Origin of the sequence: Gemmata palustris (assembly GCF_017939745.1) — a bacterium.
GTDB classification, from domain to species: Bacteria; Planctomycetota; Planctomycetia; order Gemmatales; family Gemmataceae; genus Gemmata; species Gemmata palustris.
Window position 1 is genome coordinate 6,416,551 of sequence record NZ_JAGKQQ010000001.1, and the last position, 19,039, is coordinate 6,435,589.

A 19,039-nucleotide genomic window follows, 5' to 3' on the forward strand; every position below is an offset into this window, starting at 1 on the left:
CCCGGCCCCCGGAACTGTATTACCGAAGAAGCCCCTTCTACCCTGCGGCCCGCAGCGTCTCCGGCCACGGCCACACTGCGATCGTCGTCCCGTGTTCCGAGTGGCCGGTGTTGTACGCCACCGCCAGCGCTTCGCCGCCGGGCGAAAACTCGACCTGCCCCCCGCGCCACGACAAATCTTCCAGCACCGCCCGCACGAACCCCAGCGATTTTCCGTTCGACACGTCCCAGAACCCGATCCACCCGCTCTCGGCCTCGGCCGTGATCGCGTAACTTCCGTCCGGGCTGTACGCTAAATTCGTCGGCTGGTGCCAGTCCGGGATTTTCAGATCGACCGTCGGCCCCCCCTCCAGCGGAACGTGTCGGACCAGTACGCGGGACGGGTAGAACGATTGGCGCCGAACCAGGGCGCCCGAGCCGTCGGGCGCCAGGGCGAACTCCGTGGGCGCAGCGAACCCGCCCGGCAGTCCGTCGAACGCATCGCGGCGCACGGCGTCCGAGGTTCCGCGATCCACGTTGAGCGTTTTCAATTCGCCGCTGTACGTCGTCCCCAACAGCCGGGAGCCGTCCGGAGAGTACCGGAGCGCTGCGAACCCCTCGAACGCCGTGCGCCGCATGTACTGCGGCTGGGCGGCGGTGAGGTCCGCGGTGAACGCCTGCTGGTACGAGAGCAGCGTGAGCCGCGACCCGTTGGGCGCGAGCGCTCCGCGGCCCCAAATTCGCCTACTGTGGAGCACGAGTTCGAGGTCGCGTGTACCGGACTGCCACCGGTACACGGTGCCGTCGTGGAGAGCAACGACCGCACCGGTTTTCGTTGTCGCCATTCCGATGACCAGGTTGCCGAGCTTCCGTTTCCCGACCACGGATGTACCGTCCGCGCGGTCCACGGTGCGGAACGCACCGGACAGGTGCTGGCCGATGAGCTGGCGCCCGTCCGGGCTGAACCCGAACCGCGACAGGTGCGGGGACCACTCGCCGAACTGCCCGAACCCGCCGGCCGGCGCGCCGCCTTCCGCGCGCCGGTCGAAGCACGGCCCACAGGTGTCGCCCATCCAGCCGAGCGATTCCGGCGTGCCGAGCGCCCCGCACCGGCACACGGCGATGTACCGCTCCGTGTCCTGCTCGCGCACGCCCAGCACCGCTTCCGGGTAGACGTGCCACCACGGGGGGAGCGCGCGCAGTTCGACTTCGCGGCGCAGGCGCGCGAACCGGTGCCGCGTGCGGCCAATAATGCGGACGTGCTTGCGCCCGGCCGGGTCGGTCCACCACGCCGCGATCACCTCCGGCACCGCGCGCCCCCCGCGACACGACCGGCGCCGACCCTCGGGTCCGCTGCGGAGCACGTCGTGTGCGAAGCGCCCCCAGAACGCCGCGTCGCGCGCCATCAGGTTGGTCAGGGTCTGGTTCTCGCGGTTCGCGGCCTTCATCGCCTTGCCGAGCACGCCGGTCAGCGCGCCCTCGTCGGGGTCGATGAACCGCTTATCAAAGGTCGCCATCGAGCTCCCCCGTCCGCCCGAATTTCAATTGTGCCCAATGATAACCGATGGCGGGGTACACCACCGCGCCGGTTGATTCGGTACGCGCAGCGCGTCAACGGCGCTTTTTGGACCTCGTGTGCGAGGCGCGTGGAACGAAAGATCCCCGCGCGGACTCTCACCCCATAGTTTCAAACTCGTCGGGCGCTTCCATTCCGGCCGGAGTGACGAATGTCGGAGTTCGTGGTGCTATTCGCGGTCGGGCTGCTGCTACTCGCGGTCGGTTCAACGGCCCTCGTGCTCGGCGCGGCCCGCCTCGACCGGGCCACCGGGCGCAGCGCGTTCGCGGTCGGGTTGGTCGCGGTCGGCTTCGGGCCGTGTGTCGCGGGCCTCGCGTTCGATCTCGCCGCGGTACTCCACAAACTCCCGCGCCTCGCGATGGGTAACGTCATCGGCGGCAACATCGCGAGTATCGGGCTCGTACTCGGCGCCGCAGTGCTCGTGCGCCCGATTACGGGAACGGCGAAACTATTCGCCACCGCGATCCCACTCGTGATCGTGGCGGCACTCTTGTTTTGGTTCTTGGCACGCGACAACAAAGTCGAACGCATCGAAGCCGGCGTGCTGTTGGTCGCGGGCCTGGGAGCACTGGCCCTCCTGATTCACAAAGCGCGCCAAGAATCTGAGCCAGTGAAAGCGGAATTTGCGGCGTGGGTGCCGAACCGCCTGTCGATGTGGACCGCGGGGGGGCTGGTACTTGCGGGATTGGGCGCGTTAATTGGTGGCGCCGTTCTCGTTACCACCAACGCGAACGAAACGGTGCGCCGATTATCGCTCGATTCGCACCGACTCGGACTGGTTTCGGCCGGCGTGATGGCGCTGCCGGCCCTGGTTGCCGCCGTCTGTGCCGCGCGACGCGGGCGCTCGAACCTTGTTCTGGGCCTCGCCGTCGGTCCGGCCCTGTTCAATCTGCTGTTGGTCGTCGGCACCGTTGCGATGGTGCGCCCGCTCCTCGTGATCGAGGGCGCGATCCTGAACGAAGTGCCCGCTATGGCACTCTTCACACTGCTGCTCGTTACTCCGCTGGCGAACGGGCTCCGGGTGTCGCGCGGGGAGGGGGCGATCCTCCTCGTCGCGTGCGCCGGATTCGTCGCGTGGCAGGTCACGAAGAAGTAACTTGGGCCTCGGCCTTCGCGGTGTCTTCGTCGAGGTACTTCGCGCCCCAAATCCACAGCACGCCACTGATTGGGATCAGCATCGACACGCCGACGAACGCCGTGTGCAGGCTCGACAGGTCGGACACGAAGCCGATGATGAGCGGCGAAATCGCGTCGCCGAGAGCGTGAATCACCAGGATGTTGATCGCGAACGCGGTGGCGCGGATCTCCGAACGGGTGACGTTCGCCAAAATGGTGTTCGCGGGGCCGGTGTTGAAGAACAAGAAGAACACGGCCACGAACAAGAACGCCCACGCCAGCGGGAACGAGACGAACAGCATCCCCAGGAAGAACGGGAACGCGATCACCATCCCCCACCCGGCGACCTGGAAGTACGCCCCCTTCACCCCGCGCTTCCGCAAATAGTCGCCAAAAGTCCCGCCCAAAAGTGTCGCGATCAACCCTCCGATCACCACGATGCCGCCGATATAAGTGCCAATAGCCCCGTTGGTCAAATACCCTTCGGCCGGACTCGCGTCCAGGATATCGGCTTGGTAGCTGGTGACTTCCGCTTCGGTCAACAGTCCGGGTGTGCTCGGCGTCCCCTTCAATCGGGCTTCGGCTTGGGTGAGCGTCAGCACGTCCGGGCCGGCCCCCGCTTCGAGCTTGTTCGTGACTGCTTCCGGCACCATCAGGCTGCCGTCGGAGCGCCGAAACCGTTCTTCGGTTCGGAGCCGATCGATCGCTTTCGTGTCGAGTGTGAACCGGGCCTCGCGCTCGAACACGTAGAGCTGCATGACGGTCGCCACGCCGCCCAACACGAACGTGGACGCCGTCATTCCCGCGCAGCACAGCACGAAGGAGCGGTTCAGTTTCAGCTCCTTTAACACCGCCCAGTAACTCGGGCCGTGAACACCCGCTCCGGCGTTCCCGTTAACGCGAGCGAGTTCTTCCTGTGCCCTGTGCCGCGGAGTTTCCTTCATGAAGAAGCACAGCACACCCAATACGAGCCCGGGAATCACAGCGAGGTAGAACGCCCCGCGCCACCCGAGCGAGGTTTCCGCCACCTGCGAACCGATCACGAAGCCCAGCGCGCTACCGACCGGGATGGCCACGTAGAACCACGCCATCACCCGCCCGCGGTGGTCCACCGGGTACATGTCGGAGAGCATCGCGGGCGCGACGGGGCCGTAAGCCGCTTCACCGATCCCGACCAGACAGCGCGTGAGGAACAGAATCAGGTAGCCCGTCGCCAGCCCGGTCCCCCCCGTCGCGAGGCTCCAACCGATCACCGCGACGCCGACCAGGAGCCACCGCGACAATCTGTCGCCGAGCCGCCCGAACACCGGGGACAGGCACATGTACGCGACCATGAACGCGGTCGTCAGCGCACCGAGCTTGGTGTTCACCCACTGCGCGTCGGACGGGAAGATGGTCGCGTCCCGCTTGATCTTGGGCAGCGTGGCCGAAAGGATTTGGCGATCGATGTAGTTGAACAGGTTGATACCGATGAGCAGCGCCAGCGCCCACCCGGCACCCGGTATCGCTTTGCTCGGCCCGGCCGAATCGGTTGCGGTTCCGGTGTGCATCGGTGGGCTCTCCGAGTGTGAACGAAAACGGTCGCTAAAAAAACACAAACTCCCCGCGCCTCGAGGCGCGGGGAGTTCAAGATAGTAGCTGGCGCGGCGGCCGAACACCGCGCCGATTAACCGCTTTCCGTGCCAATTACTTCTGGCCGGAGCGGTAGCCGGTGTTCACGATCGGCCCCTGCGCGGGCTGCTGGGCGGCCCGGTAATCCGGTTGAGCGTACTTGTAACCCGCGGGGGCCGGTTGTTCGCTCGGCGTGGAAACCACACGGCCCTGCCACGTCGGTTGAACGGCGGGACCCTGCGTACCGCGCGCCGGCATCATCACCGCGCCGGCGCCCATTCCCGGGGGCATCGGTTGCGGCTGCATCGGGGGAGCGGGTTGGCTGTACCCCGGCTGCCCCGGGGACGAGTACCCGCCCGCGTAGGCGCCCCCGCACGCGGACGCACAGCCCGTGGCCGATGTGCAACCGAACAGGCCCTGAATCGGCGTGACATACGGGGTGGGCCGCATCTTCGGGAGCTCGGTCTTCGAGGGCTGGAAGCACAACCACGCCTTCATCCGGTCCCAGCACGTCCGCTCCCGGCCCGACTCGCACCCGACCGGCCCGCAGCTCGTGGGGCCGCACGCGCCGTAGCCCCCACCGATGCCCGGCGGGAGCGGCGGCACCGTGTACCCCGGTGCGGGAGCGGCGGGCGCTTCCGTGTACCCCGCGACGACCGGGCTGCGGACCGGGGACCACGTGGTCCGCGCGAACATGCGCGAACCGCTCCCGCCCCACGCTCCGCCGGCCGGCGCGACCAAGCTCCCGTTGTGCAGCACCGGAGGCGGAACGACGGGCGCGGTCGGTGCGAGCCAGCCGTCTTGTGCGCCCACCGGGGCCACACAGCACACCCCCGCCATAGCCGCGATGTAAAATCGTTTCATAGTTCCGCCTCCGTGCGGATTGAGGTGATCCAACACCTCAAAGTTTCGACCGCCGGGGCCGGAAAGTGCAGGGTTAGAGGTTGTAGCGAAGGTGAAGAGCTTGCGCACGATCGGCACAACCGGCACAGATTACCAAGCGGCCCGTTTCAGGCGAGTGACTGGCGAGGGGAGAAAGGCGTGCGGTTAGCCGGTATCACCACTCCGAGTCGTCGAAGAGAGAGGGCTGAACCGTTCGGCGCTTCGGTGCGGGGCGGTTCACGCGCGCGGCGGCACGGTTCGCGGAGTTGGGGCGCCGCACGAGGGTGATCGTCTTCGCCGCCACATCTTGCCGCGCCGTAATGACTTCCGTTGTCGGATTCAGCGCAACGAGGGCTTCGCGTCCCGCCACTGCTGCGAGTTCCGGCTTATTACAATCTTTGCTCAAGTGTAGTTGAACGAGGTGTGAGGGGAACCCCTCCCCCGACCGCCCCGCGATGGTCGCGGTCAGTTCCGCGGCCTGCTTGTTCGAGAGGTGCCCCATATCGCCGAGGACGCGATCAACGAGGAACTTGGGTCGCGGACTGGCCCGCTCCATCAGTTCGTCGTGGTTGTACTCCAGCGCGAGCACGTCCACGCCCGCGAACGCGGAAATCAACTCCGGCGAGCTACAGCCGAGGTCGGCCGCGTAGCCAATCGACCACGCGGGCGCGGGCTGGTGCTCGTCGAGGCCGTCCACGCGGAAGGCGTAAGTGGGCACGGAATCGTGTGACACGCGGATCGGCAAACAGGTGAGGTTCTTCGTGAGTTCGATGGGGCGCCCGTCGGCGTACTCGCGCGCGAGCCCCGCCGCGTTGAAGGTGGCGAACGACGACGCGACCCGCTCCATGTGAGCGAAGTGCTTGGCGTGGCCGTACATCGGAATGCGCCGGCTCCGCAGGTCGGCGAGGACGGCGTCCTTCCAGTGGTCCGTGTGCGTGTGCGTGAGCACAACGGCCGACACGCGCTCCCACGACGCACCGATCGACTGGAGGCGCGCGGTGAGGAGCCGCGGGTGCAACCCGCAATCGATGAGCAGGCCGAACCCGTCGAGTTCGAGCAAACTGGCGTTCCCGCCGCTGCCGCTCGCCAGAACTGTGAACCGGGCCGTCATCGGATGATCTTCCCCCGGTAACTTCAACCACCGCGCCGGGCGGGACATAAGTCGAAGTAAATATGAAGGTAAGTTTTACCCGCGCGCGAACCGCATTAAAAGGGCGGTAGGTTTAGGCGTCGTTCCGGCCGGGGAAACGCTACCCGCTCGTTGACACGCGCGGTTCGCCAAGAGGCTCAGGCGAACCAGTGCCTCGCCCTACTCCTTCCCCAGCACCAGATCCACGACCCAGCACCCGCGCACGTGTGGCCTCGGTCCACGACAGTGATCGAGCACGTCGGGGCTGTCGCACCCGGCGTCCTGGAGCGCGTCGGCTAGGATCGACATCGCGCTGAAGTCGCGGGACTCGTACATCTGCGATGCAAGCGTAAGAACCGTGGAGGTGCGCCAGGAGGGGGAGAAGGTAACAGGGCGAAACGGGTTCCCGAAGATGTCGCGGAGCAACACGCACTGTGCGGCGTATTCCTCCAGCCTTCGCGAGTGGATTCGCCAAGCCCATTTGATTTCAGTCTCGTTCTCTACAGCACTTTCGATTGATGCGGCTGCCTGGTCCGCAACTGTCGCGGCATTACTCCACACTCCGTCCCTGTCCCAATCAGGTGAATCGTTATCCCAGAAAGAGAGGAGGCGATACGCACTAAAAGCCCAGTCTCGCAATGCCGCGGGTTGCGACATGTCCTCGTAGACGGGCTCTCGCGCTTTCGCTCTGGCCTCCTCACACCGATCCCATCCGGCAAGTCCATCCGCATACTCTTCGACGACTTTGACGAGATTACGCGAGCGATGGTCGGAGAAAGAGTGCCAGTAACGTCGGCGACACTCGCAAAGGAATATAAGCGTTTTCCGTTTCGATCGGCGAACCCAATCCGTTGCCAGCATTGGCTTCGCGACAGTGGAACTGAGCCATTCCGCCTCGGTCATCGGTCGCTCCCTGGAATCGCTTTTAGCATGACCGATCCGCGGCTACGGTGCTAGTCCTCGGTGTCGGCTGCGGTGAATTCGATCGTCCAGAGAGAGTTTCCAACTTGTGAACGGCTGGCAGCGGGCGTTCATGTCGCGCGAGGATGAAGGCGGCCACACGAAACGACTCGCGGGCGGAACTCCGGCTCTCCGACGAAATAGTCAAGCGCCACGACAACGCATTCTCATTACATGGCGCCGCGGATCGATCGCTTCAACCGCAATAAAGCCGCGTTCATGTCGAGTCAGGATGACAGGGCGGTTCCGACGTGAAGAAGCAAACTGTTGGACCAGGTGATTCAAGGCAAGCGCCATTCGATAGCCACCGCAGGATACGTTTTGCTCACATGCCCCCACAAAGTTAAAAAACTAACAAGAGCGTCCCTTTTGGCGTACCGCTTGCTCTCAATATTCTTTCTGGTAACAATGTGGCCATCGAAGAATCGAGGATTGGCTATGCTCCGCGTGTTTGGCGCTGTCGCGGCCTTTCTGGTGTGCCTCCACACCAGCGCGGCTCCTCCCGTCGCGAACCCGACCGAATCCGCCACCACCGCTGACAAGGCTCTGGCGTTTGACGGGAAGATTGTTCCGCTCGCGGACGCGCTGAAGAAGCTCGGTGTGAAGCCCGATGCGGACACCGCCGGGGTCGCTCTCGTCACCGCCGATGGCACCACTTACACACTCGTGAAAGACGAGAAAACACGCCTGCTTTTCCTCGATCCGCAGCTCCACAACCGTGACGTGCGACTCACTGCAAAGGTGCTCCCCGGCACGCGCGTTCTGCACGTCGAGCGCGTGCAAACGATCAAGAGCGGGAAGGCCTTCAACGTGGATTACTGGTGCGAACAGTGCCAGCTCGATGCGACCGAGCCGGGGCCGTGCAAGTGCTGCGGTGGCGAGACCGCCCTGCGCGAACTCCCGGCCAAGTAAGTAGCTCATTGCTTCTACTCGGCACCCCAATCGGTTGATTCCGGTTGGGGTGTTTCGTTTCTCGTAGCGCGGTCACGCTGCGCCCTCGCCTGGTCAGTTCCTGCCCACCATTCGGCGCATTCAGGCTAAGCAAGAACCCGGCACGGCTCTTGCTGGCTGCCCACCGCTACCCAACGTGTGCATCCGTTCCTCCAGGAGTGACCCCCGATGAAGTTCGGGCGACAGGTCGCGCTCGCGACCATGATGATGGTTCTCGGCATGTCCGCCGTTACGGTCGGCGGCGCGCAGGAGAAGAAGGAGCAGCCCAAAGAGAAACAGAAGGGCGGCGCCAAGCAGAAGACCTGGGACGAAGTCGCGGACGCGGGGGTCGCGTACCTCAAGACCACACAGGCCGAAGACGGCACGTGGAGCAAGACGAGTCACCCGGGCATCACCGCCGTCGTGCTGACGGGCCTGTTCAAGAGCGGCAAGGCGACCGCGGACGATGCGTTCGCGGCGAAGGGGCTGAAGTTCGTCGAGACGCTCGTGGACGAGAAAGAGGGCCACATCGCGGCCGGCGAGAACCTGCGCCACAAGTTCTACACGACGAGCGTGAACCTCCAGGCGCTCAAGGCGTCCGGCTCCAAGAAGTACGACAAGGTGATCGCGGACGCGGTCACGTACTTCAAGAAGGGCCAGGTCGGTTCGGCCGACGGCAAGAAGGAGGATGACTCGAACTACGGCGGCTTCGGGTACGGCCCGGGCACGCGCGGCGACATGTCGAACACGCACTTCGTTCTCGATTCGCTCGTCGCGGCCAATGTTCCGAAGGACGACGAGGTCTACAAGAAGACGCTCGTGTTCGTGAGCCGGTCCCAGAACCTGGAGAGCGAAGCCAACAAGTTGCCGTGGGCCGGGAAGATCAACGACGGCAGCTTCATCTACGTCAACGGCTCCGCACCCGGCGGGACCGCCGCCGCGGACGCCGCGCGCCCGGGCTACGGCAGTATGACGTATGCCGGGCTCAAGAGCCTCGCGATCTGCGGCGTGAGCAAGGACGACCCACGCCACAAGAAGGCGCTGGAGTGGGTGGCCAAGAACTACTCCGTGGACCTCAACCCGGGTCGCGCGGAAGGGGCCGGCGGACAGGGTTACTACTACTACCTCGTCGCGATGGCCCGGTGCTTCCACACGCTCGGCGTCGATGAGGTGGTGGACGCGGCCGGGAAGAAGCACGACTGGCGCGCCGAGATCACCCGCGCGCTCACGTTCCGGCAGCGCAAGGACGGCAGTTGGGGCAACGACTTCACCACCTGGATGGAAGGCGATCCGAACCTCGATACGGCCTTCGCGCTGATAGCGCTGAGTTACACGAAGCCCAAAAAATAATCGCCCCGGTTATCAATCTGTAATGCGGTCGTCTTGTCATCCGGAACAGACGGTTGGCGTGGCGATCGCATTACCTAGAATCTCTCACACCCCACAAAGCGCGAACCGTTCATCTGCCAAACTGCTCGCAATGCGCTGCTGATAATCACCTTTGGAGACGCCCCGTGCCCACGAAGAAAAGGATCGGCTTCACGCTGATCGAATTGCTAGTTGTTATCGCCATCATCGCTATTCTCATCGGCCTGTTGTTGCCCGCGGTTCAGAAGGTGCGCGAAGCCGCCGCGCGCATGAAGTGCCAAAACAACCTCAAGCAGATCGGCCTCGGCGTTCACATGTACGACCAGACCCAGGGGGTGCTGCCGAACATGAGCTTTTGCGGCGGCGGCTGCGAGGACACTAACCCGGGCATGCAGAACATCTTTTTCCGCTTTCGCCACTACCCGGTGGCCTTCGAGCTGCTGCCCTACGTCGAGCAGGACAATCTCTACAAGCAGTTCAACCTCAACAAGTCCGGGACCGACAACACGACCCCCGGGATCGCTGGCGGTCAGACCAACCTCCAATTGTCTTCTCAACCCTTGAGCGTCTTCCTTTGCCCGTCCATGCCGGCCCCGGTCAACCCCGTATTCGCCGGCTACGCGAGCTACGGGTGGAACCGCGGCAACAGCGACGTCCGCTCCCCCGCCCAGTCCGGCGACATCTTCAAACCGGGGCAGGCATACGGGTTCACACCCTCCGACGGGGTGTTCATCTCGGCGATGGACGCCGGCCTGAGTTACGACGGCGGCGTGGCGCTGGCAGCCAAGCACACCGCCGACCCGACCTGGTGGCAACCCCCCAACACGTACAAGATCAAGCTCCAAAGCATCACCGACGGGCTGTCCAACACGATTGCCGCGGGCGACATGCACAACATCCTCAAGGGTTACACCACGACGACCGTGAACAGTGTGTCCATCGGCACCACGGCGGTGGAGTCGGGAGGCCCGATCGCCTGGGGAGCCAGCGGCGGCGACTACTACAGCGAGGGGCGCACCACGGTGCCGATGAACACGCTCACCGGACCGTACTACAGCCGGAGCATCACGGACCCGGCCGCGCTGCACGACATCCTCTTCAAGAGCCCGATTTACTCGTTCCGGAGCACGCACACCGGTGGGTGCAACTTCCTGTTGTGCGATGGATCGGTGAAGTTCATCACCCAGTCCATCAACATGACCACCTACATGGCGCTCGGCAGCCGCAACGGGGGCGAGGTGATCGGTGACTACTAGTCGCGCACTGGTCGCCCTGGTCTGCGCGGCGGTGGCCGGGTGCGGCGGGGGGCTGTCGGCCCCGACCACCGCCCCGGTGTCCGGTACGGTGCAGTTTAGGGGCAAGCCGGCCGTCGGGGTGAAGGTGACGTTCCACCCCAAGTTCGACATGGGGTCCGTCAAGTTCACACCGAACGGGCTGACCGACAAGGACGGCCGGTTCACCCTGAACACCGCGGCGCCGGGCGACGGCGCACCGCCGGGCGAGTACGCGGTGACGTTCGAGTTGCCCCGCGTGACCGCGGACCAGCGCGGGTTGGACACCGAGGTGGACGTGTGGAAGGGGAAGTATTCCGACCCGGAGAAGAGTACCTTCAAGGTGACCGTCCAGAAGGGCGATAACGCCCTCGAAACCTTTAAACTCGACTGACGCCCGCCATGCGCCCCTTCCTGTTGTTTGTCCTCGCAGCTCTCGCCGGGTGCGGTCAACCGACCGCGCCCGCGATCGCCCTGTACCCGGTAGAAGGCCAGTTGGTCGTCAGCGGCATTCCGGCGGTGAACGCGCAGGTCGCGCTCCACCCGATCGGTGAACCGACATCAAGCTATCACCCGGTTGGCACGACCGGGGCGGACGGGCGGTTCCGCCTCACGACGCGCACGACCGGGGACGGCGCGCCGGCCGGGGAGTACGTCGTCACGGTCATCTGGACCAACCACGAGTTGTTCGGCGGCGACTGCCCGTGCGGTGCCGACCCGACACAGCACGACCGCCTCTGCGGGGCTTACGCCGATCCCGCAACGTCGCGACTCCGCGCGACGATTCGAGCTCAGCACAACGAGATCGCGCTCGAGGCGACGGTGGGGGCGGGCGGGCGCGGGTGGAACTTACCCCGGTTGCAGGACGCCGGTAAGAAAAGCGACCGACCCGCGCCGACCGAACGTGATCGCGGACGGCCGTAACACGCGCGCCGGGAGCACTTTCGCTCGATCATTTCATTGAGATTCACGCAGTCGCACGCGGTCGGAACATTCCGCACATTCCGATTGCGATCTTCGATCGCACAAGCTAATATCCTAGGTTAGCTACAAGCCGTGCTGCCTGCTTTCTCACACCTGCCTCCCTTCCCACCTGTCTGCTCTCCTATCGGAGCCTCTCATGTTGACCTTCTGGGGCGAACGTCAGCGGTACTGTGACAACATCAACCGTCGGAACTTCCTCCAACTCGGAGCGTTCGGGGCCGGGCTGACGCTCGCCGACGTGCTCCGACTCAAGGCCGCGCAAGACCCCAGTGCCACAAAGTCCACGCCGCAAAAAGCGGCGATCATGATCTACCTGCCGGGCGGCCCGTCGCACATGGATATGTACGACCTCAAGCCCGAAGCCCCGATGGAGTTCCGCGGCGAGTTCAAGCCCATTCGGACCAACGTGCCCGGTGTGCAGATCTGCGAACACATGCCGCTGCAAGCCCGCATGTGGGACAAGCTCGCCTGCGTTCGCTCCCTGATTTCCACCGAGGAACACAGCGACTCGCTCGTGAGCACCGGCTACAGCGAGAGCACCAACCGTATCGCGTCGCACCCGGCGTTCGGCTCCGTGATCTCGAAGTTGCGCAGCGACGGCAACAACGACGTTCCCCCGTTCGTCAGCCTCCGCGGGGGCGGCAGCCCGGGCACCGAACCGGGGTACCTCGGCGTCGGGCACCGGCCGTTCACCCCGAGCGGCGCCGGGATGGAAAACCTCCGGCTCGCCAACGGCGTGAACGTGAACCGCATGGACGACCGCAAAGACCTGCTCGGCAAGTTCGACACCGCGCGGCGCGAGATCGACGCGACCGGCACCATGAAGGGCATGGACTCGTTCGCCGGTCGCGCGTTCGACATGATCTCGTCCGGGATCGTCCGCAAGGCTCTCGATCTCAAAAACGAAGACCCGAAGACCCGCGACCGGTACAAGGGGGTCGAACAGTTCCTGACCGCGCGCCGGCTCGTCGAAGCGGGCGTCGGGTGCGTCACGCTGAGTTACGGCGGGTGGGACACGCACACGAGTAACTTCAAAGAACTGAAGCGGATGCTCCCGGAACTCGACCGCGGGATCGCGAACCTCATCAACGACCTGCACGACCGCGGGATGCAGGACGACGTGGTGACCGTGGTGTGGGGCGAGTTCGGCCGCACCCCGAAGATCAACAACTCGGACGCGGGCCGCGACCACTGGGCGCCCGTGATGAGCGCGATGATTGCGGGCGGCGGCCTCAAGATGGGCCAGGCGATCGGCAGCAGTTCCGCGAAGGGTGAGTACCCGAAAGAGCGGCCGTACAAGGTGCCGCACCTGCTCAGCACGATTTACGGTGCGATGGGCATCGATGCGGGCTACACCTTCCCGAACGGCGCCGGTCGGCCGATGTACATTCTCGATGACCGCAACAAGGTCGAAGAACTGATCTGAGCAAGCAACCATTGCCAACAACGGAACCGGGAGCCACGTGGCTCCCGGTTCGCGTTTCGGACGTCATCCCTTCGTGGGGCCGAGCGCGATGCTCTCTCCACGCGAGTCGGTCAGGGCCGTTGCTACGCGCACTTCAAACGTCGTCGCGTAACTAAACGGCGCTTCACGCGACCACAAATTCGGCTCCGGGATCACGCACCGCAGTGATACCACGTTGTCGCGTGTATCTGTGATCGTAAAGAGGTAGGCGACTTCGATGGTCGAGATGGTTTCGCACCGCGGGCCGATCGCGCGCCCGCTCACTTCGCACTTCGATGCGGGTCCGCTCAGTTCGACGTGAAAGAGGATCTCCGCCGCGGCCTGGGTGCAGCGAACCGGTTGCGTGCGAATCGAAACGATCTTCATCACAGCACCAGCATCGCGTCGCCGTAACTGAAGAATCGGTACTCGTTCGCGACGGCTTCGGAATAGGCCCGTTGCAACAGGTCGCCGCCCGCGAGCGCGCCAACGAGCAGCAGGAGCGTGGTTCGCGGCAGGTGGAAGTTGGTCACGATCGCGTCCACCGCGCGGAACTCGAACGGTTCGTGAATAAACAGGTTCGTTTCGCCACTAAATGGGCGAAGTACTCCCGACCGGGCGGCGGTCTCCAGCGTGCGGGTCGTGGTGGTGCCGACTGCGACCACGCGCCCGCCCTTCTCCTTCGTCACGCGGACGGCATCAACGACGTCCTGCGTCACCGCGCACCACTCGCTGTGAATCACGTGCTTCGTCGGGTCGTCTTCTTTTACCGGTGCGAACGTACCCAGGCCGACGTGCAAAGTTACACGCGCCGTGCCGATGTCCTTCGCCGTAAGTCGGTCGAAAAGCGCGGGTGTGAAATGCAATCCTGCCGTTGGTGCTGCGACCGAGCCGATGGCATTTGCATTGGCGTAGACGGTCTGGTAGCGCTCGCGGTCGGCGGCTTCTTCGCGGCCCTTGCGAATGTACGGCGGCAGCGGGATGTGCCCGTAGCGCCCGAGCAGTTCCGGGGGCGTGCCCTCCTGGTCGGGCCGCATGAGCCAGTGGCGCTCGGCCGTTCGCCCGCAGAGCACGAGGCGCAAGTTCGTGTCCGTCACGAACGCGGTGCCGATTTCGGGATAGCCGCGGGTCTGCGCGAGCATCTCCCACGAACCGTCTTCGACCGTGCGAAGGAACAAGCCCTCCCACTTCCCGCCGGTCGATTCGCGCCGACCGATGACGCGCGCGGGAAGTACGCGCGTGTCGTTGAGCACGACGAGGTCGCCGGGGCCGAGTAAGTCGGGTAGTTCGCGGAACGTGTGGTGCGCGAGTGAGTTTGTTGCGCGGTGGGCAACGAGCAGCCGGGCCGAGTCGCGCTCGGCCGCCGGGTGCTGCGCGATCAAGTGTTCGGGCAGGTGGTAATCGAAGAAGGGCACGGAAGGTTCCGGTTCCGAGTTTCGAGTCCCCGTTTCCGATTGGAACTCGAAACTCGGAATTAAAGGCTTATTTGAAGTTCTTCAGCCACTCGTCGAATTCTTTCTTGTGCTTCTCGACGGTCTTCGCCGGCCCGAGGAGGGTGAGCGAGTACACCGCGTCCTTGCCCTCGAAAATGACGTAAATCTGGCGGTAGTTTTCGACCTTCGTGATCTTCGCGTTCGGGTCGAACGGCGGGAACTTCTTGAGGAGGGTGCCGGTGATGTCCTGGTACGTGGCCTCTTGCTTGCCGATCTTGATCTTGGCAACGGCCGGCTTCTTGTCCGCGGCCAGCTCGAACTTTTTGACCTGGCGGTCGAGGTTCGCGTCCACGGTGCCGCCACCGGGCGAGGCGAAGAGTGCCAGTTCCGCGTCCTCGGGGTCGCCCTTTTCCTTGGCCAGTTTGAACTGTGCCAGTCGCATTTTGTTCGACGGGGTTTCTTCCTTCCACCCGGCCGGCGTGGTGGATTTGAGCCCGCCCCACTCGACCGCGACGCCCTTGTCTTCAGCGCCCGCAGCGCCGGCGAAGACCGCAGTCAATACGGAAGCGAACAGCATACGCATGGAGATGACCCTTCGGAAGGAACAGACTAGTTCCGACACCGGGGACATTCTACACCCGCCGCTCAGAAGTAGAACCCCATCGCTCGCATCCGTTGGTACTGCTCCGCGAGAGCTTCGGTAAGCTGGCGGTGAATGGGCTGAGTTCCGAACTACGCGGACCGGTGCGCGCCGAGTGCGGGGCGTGCCCCCACCGCTCGCGGCATCGGGGCAATTTCCGCGGTATCCGGCTCGTCCCCGTCTTCGTTCGCGGCCGGCGGGATAGGTTTCGCCGAAGTGGGAACGGTGAACTCGTTCGGTTCGGTCGTATCGAACGGAACGCCGGTCACGCTGCTCGGCGCCGGATCGAGTAGAGCATCGGTGTCGGTCACTTCAACGACGTTCGCCAGCACCACCGGTTCCGCAGGTGCTTGGGCCGCCGACTCCGCGGGGTTCGCGTGAGGTGCGGGGTTCGCGAAGAACGCAAAGTGAACGATCGCGTACCCCAAAACGGCGCTCACCGCGCTAATTGCCACGACCATTCGCATGGCGACTCCTCGTTACTGCCGCGGGACAACAAGCGCGGAGCAATAGCGGTGGGTGGGAATTGGGGCAAGCTCAACCGATCACGGGTTGTCGCTCGGCGATGAGCAGCCGCGTGAGCCACTCTTGCAGGAACGCAGCGCGCGTCCGGGCCGCGCCTTCTGCTTCGTCGGATGACACACGCACGAACCGAATGCGGTCGTTTGGGCGGAGTTGGGCGAGTAGGTCGAGATCGGCGCGAATTACGTGTGCGATCTTCGGGTACCCGCCAATGGTCTGACCGTCCACGCCGAGAACGATGGGCAACCCGTCGTTGGTGACTTGCACGGCTCCCGGGGCGACCGCCTCCGAAACGAGTTCGCCCGGCACGCGCGCGAGGGGCGCTCCTTTCAGGCGAAGGCCCATGCGGTTGCTCGCCGCCGATACTGCGTAGTCTTGTGCGAAGAAGGTATCGTCGGTGAACCAGCCGCGTTGCGGGCCATCAAGGACGCGGATTGGCAGACCTACCCCCCCGTCCCCCCTCCCTGAAGGGAAGGGGGAGAAAACTACCCGCTCGTTAACACTCGCGGTTCGCCCAGAGATGTCCGACACCTGCTCCCCCTTCCCTTCAGGGAGGGGGGACGGGGGGGTAGGTATCGCTTCACAGAACGGCAAACTGCGCGACTCCGTGCGGCTCACCGCGCATCGAAGCACGTCGTCCACTCGAATCGGTTCGAGCGCTGATCGGCTGCCGAGAACTTCTGGCGCCTCGAAGCCCCCGGCGACACACAAGTACGCTCGCGCGCCGGTGAGCGTTCCGCCCACGCGGAGCACGTCGCCCGGTTCGAGCGTGAACGTCGTGCCGGGCACCAGCGGGTTTCCGTTCAAGGTGCTCTGAAACGGCGCGCCGAAGATCACGCACGCAATCGAGTGAAGTGCCTCAACTACTGGCCCCGCAAACGCGACTTCGAGCGCGACCGCGTGAGGGGCGTTGCCTATAAGTGCGTTGCCCAAGGCGAGTGCCGCGCGGTCCGCCGCACCGCCCACGGGTACGCCGAGTGCCCGGCTGCGTTCACGGCCGAAATCGACGAGCAGCGATTGCAACCCGGCTTCGCGAACGATCAGGCTCATAATCCTGGGATCGCGGGCGTCTCGCCCGCTTTTTGGATGAGGGGGAAGCGGGCAAGATGCCCGCGGTCCCAGGGAAAACTCACGCGAACGCTTTGAGCGTGAACCCGCGCTTCAGAAGGGCCGCGCGAACCGCTTTCGTGAACGCGACCGCGTCCGGGTTGTCGCCGTGAACGCAGATCGTCCGCACGCCCTTTTCGCGCACCAGCCACTCGATTTGCTTCACGGCTTCATCGGGATCGTGAACGAATGCGTTCGGCTCTGTTCGCGGTACGAGCGATCCGTCCGGGCGGTAACGGCGGTCCGCGAAGCCTTCCGCGAAGAACGGAACGCGGTCTGTGGCCTCGGCTTCGAGCCAGGATTGAGGGAGCCCAATGACCGGAAGCTCGAACACTTTGGCGGCATCGATCACACCAACGGCCACGTTCTCGTCGCGGCACGCTTGATTGTAGAGGGCACCGTGCGGCTTGACGTAGCGCACCTCTGCGTCACACGCTTTTGCCAACCCCATCAGTGCGCCGAGCTGGTACAGGCACCCGTGCGCGATCTCGCCCGAAGTTAGATCGAGTTCGCGCCGGCCGAAGTGTTCGCGGTCCGCGTACCCGGGGTGCGCGCCGATCGTGACTCCGAACTGTTTCGCGAGCGCCAGTGTGGACGCGATCTCGTTCGGTCCGCCGGCGTGCGCACCGCAGCACACGTTCGCGGACGTGATGAGCGGCATCAGCTCGGCGTCAAAGCCGGCGCCCTCGCCGAGATCCGCGTTCAGGTCGATTTCCATGAGATCGCCCTGTTTATTTGAGCTGCCCGCGCGCGATCAGCCCGAAGATCACCGCAGCGAGAAGCAAGCGGTACACAACGAACACGGTCGTGCTGTACCGCTTGAGAAAACTGATTAGGAACGCGATCGCGAGGTACCCCACCACCGCCGATACGAGGAGCCCGACACCGAGTGCCGCGATCTGATCGCTCGCGAACAGGGTGGCGCGCTCGTCGTACATCTCTTTCATTCCCGCGCCCAGAATGGCGGGGAGCGAGAGCAAGAACGAGAACCGCGCCGCGGCGGAGCGCGCGAGGCCCGCGAACAGCCCCGCGGTGATCGTCGTCCCGGACCGTGAGCCGCCCGGCATCAGTGCGAGTGCCTGGAACAGCCCGATCCAGAGCGCATCGAGCCAGTTGATGTTCGCTTCCTCGCGCGGCGGCAGCCCGCGCTTCGCTCGGCGCGCGACCCACCACTCGGAAGCCGCCATCAACAGCGCGAACACGATCGCCACGACCGCAATTGGCGTGGGGTGAAAGAAGGTCTTCTTCAGCCACGTCTTGAGTAGAAACCCGATGACCACTGCGGGCACGGTCCCGAGTACGATGAGCCAGCCGATGCGCGAATCGGGCGTGCTCGCGAACCGCCGGGCGCGGATGTCCGCCCAAAGCCCGTTCAGCATCCGAGCGATGTCCGCGCGGAAGTATACGAAGACGGCGGCGAGCGTGCCGAGCTGAATCACGACGGTGAAGGCGTCTTCCGGCTTCTCATGCCCGAGCAGTTGTCGTGCGACGAGCAAGTGTGCCGTGCTGCTGATCGGGAGAAATTCGGTCAGTCCTTGAATCAGGCCGAGTAACGCGGCTTCCCAGATGGGCATTCGCCCTCCCCAATCGGTATGATGACTCGACTGTTATTCGGAGCATTCCATGCGCGTTTTGCGTTCTACCGTTCTAGCGATCTCGGTAACTGCCGGCGCACTGTTCGCACCGGGAGCGGTCCGCGCACACGACATGAACGCGACGGTCAAAGTCGGTCCGGAATCGGTTCGCGTGGAGGTCTACTTTGAAGACGATTTGCCCGCTGAATTCGCGAAAGTGAGCGTGACCAATTCGGCGGGCGCCGAGGTCGCGACGGGCACGACCGACGACCGCGGCGTGTGGACGTTCCCGGCGCTTGCGCCCGGTGAATACGTACTCGCGGCGAAGTGCATCGGTCACACCGCGACGGTGCCCTTCTCGGTCGCCGGGGAGCCCGAGGCGGCGCCCGTCTCTTACACCGGCGCGCGACTGAACAAAACTGTTGGTCTGACGGTCGGTGCGGGCGGATTACTCGGTGTTTCCGCGGTGTTTTGGCTGTTGCGCCGGCGGTACCGCGAGTAAAATGCCCTGGCC

20 protein-coding genes are annotated in these 19,039 nt (G+C 64.6%); 8 read left to right on the forward strand and 12 right to left on the reverse strand.

Annotation, left to right across the window (positions count from 1 at the left end):
- Positions 1–37 precede the first annotated feature (37 nt).
- The gene (locus tag J8F10_RS26750) at positions 38–1,495 is read right to left on the reverse strand and encodes a WD40 repeat domain-containing protein (protein ID WP_210659232.1); all 1,458 of its coding nucleotides are present in this window, start codon (positions 1,493–1,495) and stop codon (positions 38–40) included.
- A 210-nt stretch (positions 1,496–1,705) separates the two neighbouring features.
- On the opposite strand from J8F10_RS26750, the gene J8F10_RS26755 reads away from it, so the two are divergent.
- Entirely contained in the window at positions 1,706–2,650 is a 945-nt protein-coding gene (locus tag J8F10_RS26755) for a sodium:calcium antiporter (protein ID WP_210659234.1), read from the forward strand.
- Here J8F10_RS26755 and J8F10_RS26760 read toward each other — a convergent pair.
- The 4 genes from J8F10_RS26760 to J8F10_RS40015 form a co-directional block, all read right to left on the reverse strand.
- Positions 2,637–4,220 (reverse strand): spinster family MFS transporter, encoded by a 1,584-nt coding sequence (locus J8F10_RS26760; protein ID WP_210659236.1) that lies wholly within the window; start codon positions 4,218–4,220, stop codon positions 2,637–2,639. The genes J8F10_RS26755 and J8F10_RS26760 overlap by 14 nt on opposite strands.
- Positions 4,221–4,356: 136 nt before the next feature.
- The gene (locus J8F10_RS26765; RefSeq protein ID WP_210659238.1) at positions 4,357–5,145 is read right to left on the reverse strand and encodes a hypothetical protein; all 789 of its coding nucleotides are present in this window, start codon (positions 5,143–5,145) and stop codon (positions 4,357–4,359) included.
- Between the two features lie 193 nt (positions 5,146–5,338).
- Positions 5,339–6,274 carry an MBL fold metallo-hydrolase gene (locus J8F10_RS26770; RefSeq protein WP_210659240.1) on the reverse strand — a complete coding sequence of 312 codons (936 nt, stop codon included), beginning with the start codon at positions 6,272–6,274 and terminating at the stop codon, positions 5,339–5,341.
- 198 nt (positions 6,275–6,472) lie between these two features.
- Positions 6,473–6,601, reverse strand: coding sequence for a hypothetical protein (locus J8F10_RS40015; protein WP_261363090.1), 129 nt, complete (start codon positions 6,599–6,601; stop codon positions 6,473–6,475).
- Positions 6,602–7,690: 1,089 nt separating this feature from the next.
- Here J8F10_RS40015 and J8F10_RS26780 point away from each other — a divergent pair.
- The 6 genes from J8F10_RS26780 to J8F10_RS26805 all read left to right on the forward strand — a co-directional run bounded on the left by J8F10_RS26780 (position 7,691) and on the right by J8F10_RS26805 (position 13,231).
- Positions 7,691–8,164 (forward strand): hypothetical protein, encoded by a 474-nt coding sequence (locus J8F10_RS26780; RefSeq protein WP_210659242.1) that lies wholly within the window; start codon positions 7,691–7,693, stop codon positions 8,162–8,164.
- Between the two features lie 207 nt (positions 8,165–8,371).
- The gene (locus tag J8F10_RS26785; RefSeq protein WP_210659244.1) at positions 8,372–9,532 is read left to right on the forward strand and encodes a prenyltransferase/squalene oxidase repeat-containing protein; all 1,161 of its coding nucleotides are present in this window, start codon (positions 8,372–8,374) and stop codon (positions 9,530–9,532) included.
- Positions 9,533–9,696: 164 nt separating this feature from the next.
- Entirely contained in the window at positions 9,697–10,806 is a 1,110-nt protein-coding gene (locus tag J8F10_RS26790) for a DUF1559 domain-containing protein (protein ID WP_210659246.1), read from the forward strand.
- Positions 10,796–11,215, forward strand: coding sequence for a hypothetical protein (locus tag J8F10_RS26795; protein ID WP_315854168.1), 420 nt, complete (start codon positions 10,796–10,798; stop codon positions 11,213–11,215). Before J8F10_RS26790 ends, J8F10_RS26795 begins: the two co-directional genes overlap by 11 nt.
- Positions 11,216–11,223: 8 nt before the next feature.
- Positions 11,224–11,745, forward strand: coding sequence for a carboxypeptidase-like regulatory domain-containing protein (locus J8F10_RS26800; RefSeq protein WP_210659248.1), 522 nt, complete (start codon positions 11,224–11,226; stop codon positions 11,743–11,745).
- Between the two features lie 196 nt (positions 11,746–11,941).
- Positions 11,942–13,231 carry a DUF1501 domain-containing protein gene (locus tag J8F10_RS26805; protein WP_210659250.1) on the forward strand — a complete coding sequence of 430 codons (1,290 nt, stop codon included), beginning with the start codon at positions 11,942–11,944 and terminating at the stop codon, positions 13,229–13,231.
- 63 nt (positions 13,232–13,294) lie between these two features.
- Here the strand turns inward: J8F10_RS26805 and J8F10_RS26810 are convergent, their stop codons facing one another.
- The 7 genes from J8F10_RS26810 to uppP form a co-directional block, all read right to left on the reverse strand.
- Positions 13,295–13,636: a hypothetical protein gene (locus J8F10_RS26810; RefSeq protein ID WP_210659252.1), complete on the reverse strand. Its 342-nt coding sequence runs from the start codon at positions 13,634–13,636 to the stop codon at positions 13,295–13,297.
- Complete coding sequence (gene queA / locus J8F10_RS26815) at positions 13,636–14,664, reverse strand: tRNA preQ1(34) S-adenosylmethionine ribosyltransferase-isomerase QueA (protein ID WP_210659254.1); 1,029 nt, start codon at positions 14,662–14,664, stop codon at positions 13,636–13,638. The genes J8F10_RS26810 and queA overlap by 1 nt, the downstream gene beginning before the upstream one ends.
- Positions 14,665–14,731: 67 nt before the next feature.
- A complete protein-coding gene (locus J8F10_RS26820; RefSeq protein WP_246523603.1) occupies positions 14,732–15,265 on the reverse strand; it encodes a hypothetical protein in 534 nt (177 codons plus the stop codon).
- A 149-nt stretch (positions 15,266–15,414) separates the two neighbouring features.
- Positions 15,415–15,789, reverse strand: a complete 375-nt coding sequence (locus tag J8F10_RS26825) for a hypothetical protein (RefSeq protein WP_210659256.1) — start codon at positions 15,787–15,789, stop codon at positions 15,415–15,417.
- A 70-nt stretch (positions 15,790–15,859) separates the two neighbouring features.
- Positions 15,860–16,894 (reverse strand): 5-oxoprolinase subunit C family protein, encoded by a 1,035-nt coding sequence (locus tag J8F10_RS26830; RefSeq protein ID WP_210659258.1) that lies wholly within the window; start codon positions 16,892–16,894, stop codon positions 15,860–15,862.
- A gap of 79 nt (positions 16,895–16,973) precedes the next feature.
- Positions 16,974–17,669 carry a 5-oxoprolinase subunit PxpA gene (locus J8F10_RS26835; protein WP_210659260.1) on the reverse strand — a complete coding sequence of 232 codons (696 nt, stop codon included), beginning with the start codon at positions 17,667–17,669 and terminating at the stop codon, positions 16,974–16,976.
- Between the two features lie 13 nt (positions 17,670–17,682).
- Complete coding sequence (gene uppP / locus J8F10_RS26840) at positions 17,683–18,525, reverse strand: undecaprenyl-diphosphatase UppP (RefSeq protein ID WP_210659262.1); 843 nt, start codon at positions 18,523–18,525, stop codon at positions 17,683–17,685.
- A 49-nt stretch (positions 18,526–18,574) separates the two neighbouring features.
- Here uppP and J8F10_RS26845 point away from each other — a divergent pair, with 49 nt between their 5' ends.
- Complete coding sequence (locus J8F10_RS26845; RefSeq protein ID WP_210659265.1) at positions 18,575–19,027, forward strand: carboxypeptidase-like regulatory domain-containing protein; 453 nt, start codon at positions 18,575–18,577, stop codon at positions 19,025–19,027.
- Positions 19,028–19,039 lie beyond the last annotated feature (12 nt).

Bases quoted from the DNA above. Each gene is read 5' to 3' on its own strand.
- uppP (WP_210659262.1), bottom strand. From the start codon at position 18,525: ATGCCCATCTGGGAAGCCGCGTTACTCGGCCTGATTCAAGGACTGACC.
- J8F10_RS26835 (WP_210659260.1), bottom strand. From the start codon at position 17,669: ATGGAAATCGACCTGAACGCGGATCTCGGCGAGGGCGCCGGCTTTGAC.
- J8F10_RS26750 (WP_210659232.1), bottom strand. From the start codon at position 1,495: ATGGCGACCTTTGATAAGCGGTTCATCGACCCCGACGAGGGCGCGCTG.
- J8F10_RS26755 (WP_210659234.1), top strand. From the start codon at position 1,706: ATGTCGGAGTTCGTGGTGCTATTCGCGGTCGGGCTGCTGCTACTCGCG.
- J8F10_RS26760 (WP_210659236.1), bottom strand. From the start codon at position 4,220: ATGCACACCGGAACCGCAACCGATTCGGCCGGGCCGAGCAAAGCGATA.
- J8F10_RS26785 (WP_210659244.1), top strand. From the start codon at position 8,372: ATGAAGTTCGGGCGACAGGTCGCGCTCGCGACCATGATGATGGTTCTC.
- J8F10_RS26830 (WP_210659258.1), bottom strand. From the start codon at position 16,894: ATGAGCCTGATCGTTCGCGAAGCCGGGTTGCAATCGCTGCTCGTCGAT.
- J8F10_RS26810 (WP_210659252.1), bottom strand. From the start codon at position 13,636: ATGAAGATCGTTTCGATTCGCACGCAACCGGTTCGCTGCACCCAGGCC.
- J8F10_RS26780 (WP_210659242.1), top strand. From the start codon at position 7,691: ATGCTCCGCGTGTTTGGCGCTGTCGCGGCCTTTCTGGTGTGCCTCCAC.
- J8F10_RS26805 (WP_210659250.1), top strand. From the start codon at position 11,942: ATGTTGACCTTCTGGGGCGAACGTCAGCGGTACTGTGACAACATCAAC.
- J8F10_RS26770 (WP_210659240.1), bottom strand. From the start codon at position 6,274: ATGACGGCCCGGTTCACAGTTCTGGCGAGCGGCAGCGGCGGGAACGCC.
- J8F10_RS26800 (WP_210659248.1), top strand. From the start codon at position 11,224: ATGCGCCCCTTCCTGTTGTTTGTCCTCGCAGCTCTCGCCGGGTGCGGT.
- J8F10_RS26765 (WP_210659238.1), bottom strand. From the start codon at position 5,145: ATGAAACGATTTTACATCGCGGCTATGGCGGGGGTGTGCTGTGTGGCC.
- J8F10_RS26820 (WP_246523603.1), bottom strand. From the start codon at position 15,265: ATGCGTATGCTGTTCGCTTCCGTATTGACTGCGGTCTTCGCCGGCGCT.
- J8F10_RS26845 (WP_210659265.1), top strand. From the start codon at position 18,575: ATGCGCGTTTTGCGTTCTACCGTTCTAGCGATCTCGGTAACTGCCGGC.
- J8F10_RS26825 (WP_210659256.1), bottom strand. From the start codon at position 15,789: ATGCGAATGGTCGTGGCAATTAGCGCGGTGAGCGCCGTTTTGGGGTAC.
- J8F10_RS40015 (WP_261363090.1), bottom strand. From the start codon at position 6,601: ATGTCGATCCTAGCCGACGCGCTCCAGGACGCCGGGTGCGACAGCCCC.